Source organism: Arthrobacter sp. 10N418, from assembly GCF_056394725.1.
Genome location: NZ_JBFTIK010000017.1, coordinates 72,965 through 85,367, shown reverse-complemented (window position 1 = coordinate 85,367; position 12,403 = coordinate 72,965). Strand labels below are relative to the sequence as shown.

Here is a 12,403-nt window from a genome sequence, read left to right as displayed (position 1 = left end):
CCCGTGCCCGTCCAGGACGGCCGGTTCCCCGGTGGCGCCCAGCAGGGACAGGACCGGGACGGTGACCAGGACCTGCGCCCGAGGCAACGGCACACCCCCGCACCCGCCCCCGACCATCCCCGCACCCGGACCGGTACCGGTGCCGGTACCGTCAGTCATTCCGCTGGTGAGGAGCCAGGTGGCGGTGATGTCGGCGCGGAGCTGGGTCAGGGTCCTGGCCTCGCCCGGGCCCTGCAGGGTCCGGGCGGCCGCGGTGGACCGTTCCCAGATCCCCGCCGCGGTCTCGGCCGTGAGATAGGCCGAAAGCCACGCCATGCCGTCCCGGTCCGGGACGTACTCCACCCGCCGGTCCGCAGCGGACGCGGTGTGACGGTTCTCGATGCTCTCCCGGTGGTGGCGTTCCCGCCAGGCGCGCGCCTTGGCCCGGAACCGGGACGCCACCAGGTCCCCGGCCGGGCACCCGCGGGCCGCGCCCGCTGCCTCCGGGTCCAGGAAATGCCCCTCCAGCGCCGCCGCCCCGCACCCGTCCAGGCCGCCGGTTTCGTCGACGATGATCCTAGCGTGCTGCCAGGAAATCGTCCCSGCCTCAAGCGCTCCCAGGGTCAGCGGCAGCACCGCCGTCAACGCCTCGGACTCGGACAGGAAGGCACCGGCGGCCCGTTCGCTGACGGTCAGGACACAGGCGACCTCGGCCACCACCGCCATCTCCGACGCGGCACGGTCCTGCCGGGACGCCCCCGGAGCCRCCAGCAACCTGGCCGCCTGCACATACTCCGCGGCCAGCCGCACCTTCAACGCCGCAGTCCGGGCCTCCAACCGGGCCACCTCGGCCAACCCGTCCAGGCAATCATCCGCCAGATCCCGCAACGGATCCGCGCCGGACGGCTCAGCGCCGCCCCCACCCACGCCAGTGAAAACCGCCAGCGCAGCAGCGGACGCAGCGACAGCCGCCACCGCCTCCCTGCACCCCGCACTCAAAACCGCTCCGCTCTTCACACCCACAGACTATGACCAGCCACCGACAATTTGATGACATTGGCCGTCCTCGACGGCGCGGGCAGTACCCCGCCGTGGGAGCAGCCTGGCCTTGCTCGGTTTTGACGGCTTTTACGGTGACTGCGCGTCTGCTCCGGTACATCGCGGACCGTATTGGAGCGGAAATGCAGAGTCAGACTCTTCAGCACTCTTCCACCACCAGGCGCAGCTGCCGTCGTGGACTGCCCTCCGCCAGGAGCGCCGGCGCCGACCACAATCCTCAGCAGCCGCTCAGGTGCCGCCTCGGCCGTTCCTGCCGGTAGATGTACCGGCAGGATTCACGGAATCCGGCTTGTGTGTACAGATCACGGGCTCCGGCGTTGGAAGCCGTCACCAGAAGCCAGTAGCCACCCAAACCGCGGACGTCGCCCTCGCAGAGGAGCGCCCGGACAATCCGGCCACCGTAGCCGCGCCGGCGCGCATCCGGGCGCGTCGCCATGCAGTACAGGCCACCCCAGCGGGGCCCGGCGGGCCCAGTGTCGGGCAGGGCGAGGCGTGCGACGGCGGCGGGCACGCCGTCGTCCCGGACCAGCGCGTACAGGGCCGGGCACCCGTCGAGGATGCCGCGGGCGACGGCGAGTCCGGCCACTCCCCCATGCCCGTCGACGCTCCACCACAGGTCCAGCCACTCCGCCGACGGCTCGGCGGACATCTCCACGGCCGTGCCCGGGCCGACGGAGTCCGCGGCGGCCACCGGCCCGGATCGACGGGCAAGGACCAGGGTTTCCGATTGCCGGGTGAAGCCTGCATCGTCGAGCACCGTGTTCAGGGCGGCCGAGCGTGGCCCGTCAAAGACTTGGAAGATCAGCGGCAGACGGCGGTTCCGGTACCAAAGCCGGGCCGCCCGGACTGCGGCGAGCAGCTGGTGAGGGTCCTCGCCGGGCTCCCGCGCCCAGACCGAGTTCGCCCGTTGTGTCACGCCGGAGGCCGCCCGCAGCACCCACTCACCGGACTCCTGCCGCCCGGCGGCGGGCCACGCTGAATCCATGAGCGCCTCCAGCCCGGGAACCGCCAGGGCAGTCAGTGCGGGGCTCGGGTTAGGGTCCATCGAGATTCTCCGTCCGGTACGGCTGCGGGCAACAGGGAAGACAGCAGGGGCTCCCCGGTTTCCCGGGAAGCCCCTGCTGCTAACGCGTCCAGATTACTTCTTGTCGTCGTCGGCTTTCTTGGCTTCAGGCTTGAAGTCCACGCCGGCTTCCTTGCGCTGCTGGGCCGTGATAGGGGCGGGCGCCTGCGTCAGCGGGTCATAGCCGCCGCCGGACTTCGGGAAGGCGATGACGTCGCGGATGGACTCAACGCCTGCCAGCAGGGCGACAACGCGGTCCCAGCCGAAGGCGATTCCGCCGTGGGGAGGGGCGCCGAACTTGAAGCCTTCCAGGAGGAAACCGAACTTCGTCTGCGCGTCTTCCTTGTCCAGGCCCATGAGCTCGAAGACGCGCTCCTGGACTTCGCGCTCGTGGATACGGATGGAGCCGCCACCGATTTCGTTGCCGTTGCAGACGATGTCATAGGCGTAGGACAGGGCCGACTCGGGATCCTGGTCAAAGCTGTCCATGAACTCGGGTTTGGGCGAGGTGAATGCGTGGTGCACGGCAGTCCACTTGCCGGTACCGACGGCGACGTCACCGGAAGCGACGGCAGCGGCAGCTGGTTCGAACATGGGGGCGTCAACCACCCAGCAGAAGGCCCAGTCAGACGGGTTGATGAGGCCGGTGCGGTGCCCGATCTCAACCCGGGCCGCGCCCAGGAGGGCGCGCGAGGGCGTCTTCTCGCCCGCGGCGAAGAAGATGCAGTCGCCGGGCTTGGCGCCCACGGCGCCGGCGAGGCCGGCCCGCTCGGTGTCGGTGAGGTTCTTGGCCACGGGGCCGGCGAGTTCGCCGTCTTCCTTGTACAGGACATAGGCAAGGCCCTTGGCGCCGCGCTGCTTCGCCCATTCCTGCCAGGCATCAAGCGCACGGCGGGCCTGTGAGGCTCCGCCCGGCATGACGACGGCGCCGACGTAAGGCGCCTTGAAGACGCCGAAGTTGGTGTCCTTGAAGAATTCCGTGAGCTCGGTGAGCTCCAGGCCGAACCGCAGGTCCGGCTTGTCCGAGCCGTACCGCGCCATGGCATCGTGGAATGTGATCCGCTGGATCGGCGTCGGGATCTCGACGTCGATCAGCTTCCAGAGCGCCTTGACGATGTCCTCGCCGAGACGGATGATGTCGTCCTGCTCCACGAAGCTGGCTTCGATATCGAGCTGGGTGAATTCAGGCTGGCGGTCCGCGCGGAAGTCCTCATCGCGGTAGCAGCGGGCAATCTGGTAGTACTTCTCGAAGCCACCGACCTGCAGGAGTTGCTTGAACAGCTGCGGGGACTGCGGCAGCGCGTACCAGGAACCCGGCGCGAGGCGCGCGGGGACCACGAAGTCGCGGGCGCCTTCCGGCGTCGAGCGCGTGAGCGTGGGCGTTTCGATCTCCACGTAGCCGTCCTGGTGGAGCAACTCGCGGGCCACGCGGTTGGCCTCGGAGCGCAGGCGCATGTTGCGGGCAGGGCCCGGGCGGCGCAGGTCAAGGTACCGGTGCTTGAGGCGGGCTTCCTCACCGACCTCGACGTGCTCATCGATCTGGAATGGCAGCGGGTCCGAGGTGTTGAGGATGGTCACCTTCTCGGCCATGACCTCGATCTCGCCGGTGGGCAGGGCCGGATTCTCGTTGCCCTCGGGGCGCTTGGAGACGGTGCCGACAATCTGCAGCACGTACTCGTTGCGCAGGCCGTGGAAGACTTCCTCTTCACGGACGACCACCTGGGCGACGCCCGAAGCGTCGCGCAGGTCAACGAATGCGACACCACCGTGATCACGACGCCGGCCGACCCAGCCGGCCAGGGTTACGGTTTGTCCAATGTGCTCGGAGCGGAGTGATCCGAGGTCATGTGTGCGCAGCACAGCATTCCTTTCAGGTGGCGTTCAAGAGGATCGCTACGGGAACGATCCCGTTCGAGTTTACCCGGTGGAAAGGAACGTCCCGCCATGGCGGCCCGGGGTTCGGCCAACCGCCGCGGTCCCGCCGGCCAGCAGCGGTATGCCCGGCAGATCAGCCGACTTCCACGGGCGTTGCGGGCATCCGTCCCCATTCAGCCCAGGATCCGTCGTAGACCCGGACGTGTTCGCGCCCGGCCAGGTAGGTCAGCGCGAACCATGCCGTGCACGCGCGGGCACCGACCGTGCAGTATGTGATGACCTCCCCGCCTGAGTCAGCCACCGGGGCCAGAAGCCGCCGCACGTCCTCGGCGCTCCGGAACGCCCCGTCTGGCGTGCGCAATCCGTCGATCCCCAGGTGCACGGCTGAGGGGATGCGTCCGGCGCGGCCCCCGGGCTCAGGCACTCCTGACGGCCAGAACCGCTCGCCGCGGAATTCAGCGTCGGTGCGGACATCCAGGACGGTTACCGCGGGGCGCCCGATCGCCTCTTCCACCGCTTGTTGCTCGGCGCGGACACGCCGGTCCGGGTCAGGCAGCGGGTAGTTGGTCGCAGCTGGCACGGGCGTCTCCGCGGTCCAAGGCCGGCCGCCCTGCTCCCAGGTAGATCTCGACGTGTCCAGGATGCAGGCCTTGGTATGGCCGTAGAGCTTCATCAGCCAGAAGCCCATCGCCGGTGCATAGCCGTAGAAGACCACGGTCGAGTCCGGGCTAATTCCGGACTTCCCCAGCAGTTCCTCCAAGGCCGCCTTGCCCACGAGCCTGTAGTCGGCGTCCTTGAGGTCCCGGTAGATGTTCCACAGGGCGGCGCCCTGAATATGCCCCTCGTTGTAGGCCGCGCTGCTCACGTCAACTTCGACAACCCGAAGCAGCGGATCGCGAAGGTGCTCCTCTAGCCATTGCGGGCCAACGAGAACTTCATCGCTGCCGTAGTGTCCGTCCTGCACTGCGGAACCTCCTCCTGGAAGATCCATCCCCGCAGGGGTCCCGGGGCGGAGCCTGGAAGCCGACAGATTGTGAGAAATTTCAAGCCCAATCTAGGCAAACTTTACGCCGCCGCCAAGAGGCTTTACGCCGCCGCCAAGAGGATTGACACAGGATCGCGCGGAAAGCGGCGGCGCGGGGCGGAGGCTAGCCCTTAAGGACCCGCACGTGCAGGTCTTCCTCAGCCGGGGTCCAGCTGGCGGGATCGGCGTCGTACTGTTCACCCGTGCGGATGTCCTTGACCTGGTGCTTGCCGTCGTCGTCCGTGAACCAGACGAAGGGAATACCGCGCCGGTCCGCGAACTTGATCTGCTTGCCGAACTTCTCCGCCTTGGCTGCGACCTCGGTGGCGATACCGCGGCTCCGCAGCTGCGCGGCGATGTCCTGGGCTGCGCCCCAGCTGTCGTCGTTGTTGAGCGCCACCAGCACCGCGGTGGGGACGGACCGCGAGGCCTTGGCGAGGTCCTGGCTGAGGATCCGCGAGACCAGGCGCGTCACGCCGATCGAGAGTCCGACGCCGGGGAACTTGCGGTTGCCCTTGCTGGCCAGGGCGTCGTAGCGTCCGCCGGAGCAGATCGAGCCGAGCTGCTCGTGTCCCACCAGCACCGTCTCAACGACCGTGCCGGTGTAGTAGTCCAGTCCGCGGGCGATGCTGAGGTCAGCAACCACCCGTCCGGGCGCGCGCTGCACGGCGGCCGCAATGACCTGCTCCAGCTCGTTCAAGCCTTCCTCAAGCAGCTCATTCGTGACGCCCAGCGCCCGGACCTGCACCACGAAGGACGTGTCGCCCGTGCGGATTCCGGCAAGCTTCAACGCTGCCTGCGCCTGGTCCTCGGTGGCGCCGAGTTCCGATTTGAGGAGGTCCGCCACCTTGGCCGGCCCTATCTTCTCGAGCTTGTCGATGCTACGGAGCACTCCGGCTGTGTCGGTGAGCCCAATGCCGTTGTAGAACCCCTCGGCGAGCTTGCGGTTGTTGATCCGGAGCAGGAAGTCGGGGATCGGCAAGGCGTTCAGGGCCTCGGCGATCACGAGGGCAATCTCGACGTCGTAGCGGAACGGCAGTTCGCCGTCGCCGACGACGTCGATGTCCGCCTGGGTGAACTCGCGGGCACGACCTTCCTGGGGACGCTCGCCGCGCCAGACCTTCTGGATCTGGTAGCGGCGGAACGGAAACGCGAGATAGCCGGCGTTTTCCACGACGTAGCGGGCGAACGGCACGGTGAGATCGAAATGCAGGGCCAGGGCGTGCGGGTCGCCTTTGCCCTTGGCCTCTTCACCCTCGTCGTCCTGGAGGCGGCTCAGGCCGTAGACCTCCTTGTCGATTTCGCCCTTGCGCAGCAACTGCCCGACCGTTTCCACGGCGCGGGTCTCGATTGACGAGAAGCCATGGAGTTCAAAGGTCCGCCGCAGCGTGTCCAGCACATGCAGCTCCACCAGCCGCTCCTCGGGAAGCCACTCGGGGAATCCGGACAGGGAGGCTGTGCGTGCCATGGTGGATTTTTCTCCTCTGGTTACGACGGTGGTGACAACGGCCGGGGCGTCTTGCGCCGCATTCTCCGCCGAAACGTACGGAAGATGGGCGGCAGACCGGCCAGTCGTGCATAAACTGTGTGCGGCAGTCAGTTTATGCTTCCGGCGCTTGCAACTTCTAATACGGCCGGGGGCGCACGGCTGCCGGCAGCATGACAGCTGAACCCGCGACGGCGCCGACGGACCGTTCCGGTGTCAGCCCTACAACCAGGAGGACTTTTGGCGGCCAGTTCACGGAGCGCCCGCGATGCCAAGCGGCGCGTCCAGCAGATGGAGGCAAAGCGCGAACTGCGCCGGGAGCAGGACAAGCGCCGCAAACGCGACAACGCCCTGGCGATCGGTGCGGGCACGGCTGCCGTCGTCGTCGCCCTGGTCCTCCAATTGACTGTCTTCTCCTCCAATCCGAGCGAGCAGGAGTACGCGGCCGCGCAGGCAGGACTCACGAGTCCGTCCGCCACCGCCACGCCGTCGGCCTCCCCCACGAACGCCGACAACATCCCGAAGCCGGAAACGGCCGCAGGCAAGACCTTTACCGGCGAGCTGAAGCTCAACACCGGGACCCTGGGCGTGGAGCTGGACGGCACCAAGGCGCCTCAGGCGACAGCCGTATTCAAGTCCCTCGCTGACCAGAGCTTCTACAACGGCCTCAGCTGCCACCGCCTGACCACGGGCGATACTTTCGGTGTCCTGCAGTGCGGCTCCAAGGCCGGTGACGGCAGCAGCGATCCGTCGTACACGTGGGGCCCTCTGGAGAACACCCCGCCGGACAACAAATACCCGGCCGGAACTATCGCCGTCGCCCGGACCGGCGGAAACGCCAACGGCAACGGCACGCAGTTCTTCATCGTGTACAAAGACACTGTCATCCCTGCCGACGCTGCCGGGGGCTACACAGTGGTGGGCAAGGTGACCTCCGGGCTGGACGTGGTGACGGCTATTGCTGCTGCCGGCCTTAAACCCGGTGATAACCCCACCGACGGCGCTCCGGCGGAACCAGTCACGATAGACTCGTTCTCACTGAAGTAACCAGCCAAGGCCCTGGCGGCCACGGTCCCGGTATTTCCCTCCAAGCGAAAGACTTCTAGCGGTGACAGACAGTCAGAAATCCGACGAAACTTTGGCAGCAGCAGCTGGCAACGAAACCGAAGCCGAGGCATCCCCTGCCGCAGGCACGAACCCGGGCACCAGCCAGATCGAAGCCGTAGCGACACCCGCTGAGGCTGAGCTGACTGCGGCCGAGTCCCCTGAGGCTGAGCCGGCTGAAGCGGAGTCCCCCGCTACCGAGCCGGCCGAGGCACCCGCCGAAGCCGCACCGGCCGCGCCGTCTCCCTCCCCCGCACCGGCCCCGGGAGCCGCCCCGGCGCATCGTCCCGCGCCGTCCCCCGCTGCATTCGCGGGCCGGCCCAAGGCCAAGCCGTCTGCGGCCGCACCGGCGCCCGCGCCGGTGGCCGTGTCCTCCGCCGCCTCGCTCGCCGAAGCCGCCCGCTGGGGCCGGGTCGAGGGTGACGGCCACGTGTTCCTGACCCTCGACGGCGAGGAACACCCCGTCGGCCAGTATCCCGGCGTCAGCGCGGACGAGGCCCTGGGGTACTTTGCCCGGAAGTACGACGACGTCGTCGCTCAGATCGTCCTGCTCGAACAGCGTGTCAGCTCCAAGGCCCCGACCACCGACATGCAAAAGACCGTCACGCATCTGCGCGAGCAGCTGGCCGAGCGCAACATGGTGGGCGACCTCCGCTCCGCCGAGAACCGCCTGGACGCCCTTGTCGCGCAGATCGGCGAACTCGAGAAGGTCGAGAAGGCCGAACACGACGCCGTCCGTGCCGCCGAGCTCGCGGCCCGCGAGGCCATCGTCGCCGAAGCCGAGGACATCGCGGGCCACGATCCTGCCCAGATCCAGTGGAAGACCTCCAGCGCGCGGATGAACGAACTGTTCGAGAGCTGGAAAACGGCCCAGAAGAGCGGCGTCCGGCTCGGCCGCAGCAACGAAGACGCCTTGTGGAAGCGGTTCCGCGCTGCCCGCACGGTCTTCGACCGCCACCGCCGGGCATACTTCTCCCAGCTGGACAGCAACAACTCGGCGGCCAAGGCAGCCAAGGAGAAGCTGATCACCGAGGCCGAAGCGTTGTCCTCCTCGACCGACTGGGGATTCGCGGCCGGCGAGTACCGCCGGCTGATGGACGAGTGGAAGTCCTCCCCCCGCGCCAGCCGCAAGGACGACGACGCGCTGTGGGCACGCTTCCGCGCCGCCCAGGACGTCTTCTTCACCAACCGGCAGGCCGCCAACGACGAGATCGACCAGGAATACGGCGCGAACCTGGTGGTCAAGGAAGCACTGCTGGTTGAAGCCAACGAACTTCTGCCCATCAAGGACCTCGCCACCGCGAAGAAGGCCCTGCAATCCATCCGTGACCGGTGGGAAGAGGCCGGCAAGGTCCCGCGGGCCGAGATGGGACGTGTCGAGGCCGGCCTTCGGAAGGTCGAGGACGCCGTCCGTCACGCCGAAGACGAGAACTGGAAGCGTTCGAACCCGGAAACGAAGGCGCGCACCAACAGCGCCTTGTCGCAACTGGAATCCGCCATCGCCGGCCTCAAGGATGACTTGGCCAGGGCCGAGAAAGCCGGGGACCAGCGCAAGATCAAGGCAGCCCGGGAGGCCCTCGAGGCACGCCAGGCATGGTTGGAGCAACTGGAACGCTCAGCGAGCGAACTCTCCTAGCAGAACCGCCGCTACAGGCCCCGCTCCGGTTATCCACATGGCCGGGACGGGGCCTGTTCCGTCTCCCGGGTAGGGCGCCACGATGGCTGAATGATACCCCTGCCCCGCAGTCCTGCTGTTATCCCTGCAACGCCGCAGCGTGGAGTGCCAATGCCTGGATTCCCGCAGCCGGGTGCCGCCCCTTCCGGCCACGCTCAATCCGGCCCGGCGGTCCCCGCTCCGGCGCTACCCGGTCCGGCCCCGGGCGAGCTCTACTCACCCGGGGCGCTGTTCACGTGGCCAGAGCTGCAGTCCATGGCGTCCGACGGCGTGCTGACGCAGCTGTTCCAGTCGGGATACCTTCCGCCGGGCACGCGGTCCACCCCTCAGCTGCGGGCCCGTGCGGCCGCCCTCAGCATTCCGCCCCTCATTCGCCAGCGGGTGGTGGCCGGACGGATGACGGCGGCCTGGATCTACGGTTGCGCCCGTCCCCCGGACCGCCTGGCACTCCTGGTGGACGCGAACCGAAGAATTTCCAGCCTCAGGCCCACGCGCGGCTGCACGTTCCACGAAGTGCGGCTGGGACCATTCGACGCCGTGAGCCTCGGGGGTCTGATGGTGGCCAGCCCGCTGCGCACGGCGGTGGACATTGCCCTGCATGTGGAGGCCGACCGTGCCGTGCCGGCACTCGCCGCACTCCTTGCCCGTCCCGAGCTGGAGGTCAAACTGCGCCTGCTCACGCTCGCGGTCGAAGCCAGCCCGCGCGTGCCGCACAAGAAGGCGGCGCTGGAGAAGCTCGCAGCCTTGGTACCCGCGCGCCCGAGCGGGCCGGCCAATGCGCCCGGCTAACTCCGGCGCCTGTTTCCGGTGGTGCGGTACACGTCAAAGACGCCGTCAATGCGGCGGACCGCGCTGAGCACGTGGCTGAGGTACTTGGGGTCGCCCATCTCGAAGGCAAACTTGGAGATCGCCACCCGGTCAGTGGAAGTGTGCACGCTGGCCGCCAGGATATTAACGTGGTTTTCCGAGAGAATCCTGGTCACGTCCGACAGCAACGATTTCCGGTCAAGCGCCTCGACCTGGATTTCCACCAGGAACACGCTGGACTGCGTCGGGGCCCACTCCACGTCGACGATCCGGTCAGGCTGGTCCATGAGGCCGGTCACGTTGGTGCAGTCCGTCCGGTGCACGGACACTCCCGAGCCGCGGGTGACGAAGCCAAGGATCGGATCGGGCGGCACCGGGGTGCAACAGCGGGCGAGCTTCACCCAGACGTCGTCGACACCGCGGACCACGACGCCGGAATCGGAGTAGCGGACCTTGCTGACCTGGGTGGGAATGGAGACCTCGGACAGGTCCTCGTCGGGGGTTTCGTGGCCGCCGAGGCTTTCGACGAGGCGCTCCATGACCGACTGCGCCGAGGTGTGCCCGTCGCCCACCCCCGCATAGAGTCCGGAGATGTCCACATACTTGAAGTCCTCGGCGATCGCGGCCAGCGCGTCATGTGTCATGAGCCGCTGCAGGGGAAGGTTCTGCTTGCGCATCGCCTTGGTCAGGAGCTCCTTGCCGCGGTCAATCGCTTCTTCGCGCCGCTCCTTGCTGAACCACTGCCTGATTTTATTGCGGGCGCGGGCGCTCTTGACGAAGTGCTGCCAGTCCTGGCTGGGACCCGCGCCCTCGGCCTTGGAGGTGAAGATTTCCACCCAGTCGCCGTGGTTCAGTTCGCTGTTGAGGGGCACCAGCTTGCCGTTGACCCGCGCGCCGATGGTCCGGTGGCCCACCTCGGTGTGGACCGCGTAGGCGAAGTCGACCGGGGTGGAGCCGGCCGGCAGGGCCATGACCTCGCCCTTGGGGGTGAAGACAAACACTTCCCGGGCGTTGATTTCAAACCGCAGGGAGTCGAGGAACTCGCCCGGATCGGAAGTCTCCTGCTGCCAGTCGACGAGCGAGCGCAACCAGCCCATGTCGCCGTCGCGCGGGCTGCCGGGGCCGGCGGCCGTGCGGTTCGGCTGGTCCTTGTACTTCCAGTGGGCGGCGACGCCGTATTCGGCGCGCCTGTGCATTTCATGGGTGCGGATCTGGATCTCGACGGGCTTGCCGCCCGGCCCGATCACCGTGGTGTGCAGCGACTGGTACATGTTGAACTTGGGCATCGCGATGTAGTCCTTGAACCGCCCGGGGAGGGGGTTCCAACGCGAGTGCATGGCGCCGAGGGCCGCGTAACAGTCGCGGACGGAATCGACCAGCACCCGCACGCCCATGAGGTCGTTGATGTCGTCGAAGTCTTTGTCCCGCACGATCATCTTCTGGTAGATCGAGTAGTAGTGCTTGGGACGGCCGGAAATCGTGGCCTTGATCTTGGCCGCGCGCAGGTCTTCGGCGATCTGGTTTCGGATGACGCTCAGGTTTTTTTCACGTTCCGGCGTCCGGTCCCCCACCATGCGGACGATTTCCTCGTAGACCTTCGGGTACAGGGCCGCGAAGGACAGGTCCTCCAGTTCCCACTTGATGGTGTTCATGCCGAGCCGGTGGGCCAGCGGCGCGAAGATTTCAAGGGTTTCCCGGGCCTTGCGTGCCGAGGACTCCGCGGAGACGAAGCGCCATGTGCGGGCGTTGTGGAGACGGTCCGCGAGCTTGATCATGAGCACCCGGATGTCCTTGGCCATAGCCACGACCATCTTGCGGACCGTTTCGGACTGTGCAGCTTCACCGAAGCTGACCTTGTCCAGCTTGGTCACGCCGTCCACGAGCATCGCAACTTCCGGGCCGAACTCAGCCTTGAGGTCGGCAAGGGTGTAGGCGGTGTCCTCGACCGTGTCGTGGAGAAGGGCAGCGGCGAGCGTCGTTCCGCTAAGCCCGAGTTCGGCGAGGATGGTGGCGACGGCCACCGGGTGGGTGATGTAGGGGTCCCCGCTTTTGCGCTTTTGGCCGCGGTGGCAGCGCTCGGCCACGACGAAGGCCCGCTGGATGAGGTCGAAGTCCTCTTTGGGGTTATTGGCCCGCACGGTCCGCAGCAAGGGCTCGAGGATCGGCGAGTAGGCGGGCGCTCCCCGCCCCGTCAGGCGGGCCAGGCGGGACCGGGTACGTTCGCGGCGGCCGGGGAACGTGGGGCGGGCTCCTGAATTGTCGACAGGCACGGGAACATCGGGGCGTCCGGGAGCCGCCACGCCAGTCTGTAGACCTTGGGCCGGGCCCTTA

9 protein-coding genes are annotated in these 12,403 nt (G+C 67.6%); 3 read left to right on the top strand and 6 right to left on the bottom strand.

Annotation, left to right across the window (positions count from 1 at the left end; genetic code table 11):
* From AC1DCZ_RS14445 to hisS, 5 genes are all read right to left on the bottom strand, one after another.
* Window positions 1–996 (bottom strand): DUF222 domain-containing protein (locus AC1DCZ_RS14445; RefSeq protein ID WP_476975205.1); only part of this gene is annotated, 996 nt, incomplete at its 3' end.
* 259 nt (window positions 997–1,255) lie between these two features.
* Window positions 1,256–2,083, bottom strand: a complete 828-nt coding sequence (locus AC1DCZ_RS14440) for a GNAT family N-acetyltransferase (protein ID WP_476975204.1) — start codon at window positions 2,081–2,083, stop codon at window positions 1,256–1,258.
* A gap of 93 nt (window positions 2,084–2,176) precedes the next feature.
* Window positions 2,177–3,961: an aspartate--tRNA ligase gene (gene aspS, locus AC1DCZ_RS14435; protein ID WP_476975203.1), complete on the bottom strand. Its 1,785-nt coding sequence runs from the start codon at window positions 3,959–3,961 to the stop codon at window positions 2,177–2,179.
* A 148-nt stretch (window positions 3,962–4,109) separates the two neighbouring features.
* On the bottom strand, window positions 4,110–4,940 hold the full coding sequence (locus tag AC1DCZ_RS14430) for a sulfurtransferase (RefSeq protein ID WP_476975202.1): 831 nt from the start codon (window positions 4,938–4,940) through the stop codon (window positions 4,110–4,112).
* A gap of 184 nt (window positions 4,941–5,124) precedes the next feature.
* Entirely contained in the window at window positions 5,125–6,468 is a 1,344-nt protein-coding gene (hisS, locus tag AC1DCZ_RS14425) for a histidine--tRNA ligase (protein ID WP_476975201.1), read from the bottom strand.
* A gap of 258 nt (window positions 6,469–6,726) precedes the next feature.
* On the opposite strand from hisS, the gene AC1DCZ_RS14420 reads away from it, so the two are divergent.
* The 3 genes from AC1DCZ_RS14420 (at window position 6,727) to AC1DCZ_RS14410 (ending at window position 10,054) form a co-directional block, all read left to right on the top strand.
* The gene (locus tag AC1DCZ_RS14420; RefSeq protein ID WP_476975200.1) at window positions 6,727–7,533 is read left to right on the top strand and encodes a peptidylprolyl isomerase; all 807 of its coding nucleotides are present in this window, start codon (window positions 6,727–6,729) and stop codon (window positions 7,531–7,533) included.
* Window positions 7,534–7,594: 61 nt separating this feature from the next.
* Complete coding sequence (locus AC1DCZ_RS14415) at window positions 7,595–9,226, top strand: DUF349 domain-containing protein (RefSeq protein WP_476975199.1); 1,632 nt, start codon at window positions 7,595–7,597, stop codon at window positions 9,224–9,226.
* 150 nt (window positions 9,227–9,376) lie between these two features.
* Window positions 9,377–10,054: a hypothetical protein gene (locus AC1DCZ_RS14410; protein WP_476975198.1), complete on the top strand. Its 678-nt coding sequence runs from the start codon at window positions 9,377–9,379 to the stop codon at window positions 10,052–10,054.
* Here the strand turns inward: AC1DCZ_RS14410 and AC1DCZ_RS14405 are convergent.
* On the bottom strand, window positions 10,051–12,372 hold the full coding sequence (locus tag AC1DCZ_RS14405; RefSeq protein WP_476975197.1) for a RelA/SpoT family protein: 2,322 nt from the start codon (window positions 12,370–12,372) through the stop codon (window positions 10,051–10,053). The two genes, AC1DCZ_RS14410 and AC1DCZ_RS14405, sit on opposite strands and share 4 nt — an antisense overlap.
* Between the last annotated feature and the right edge of the window lie 31 nt (window positions 12,373–12,403).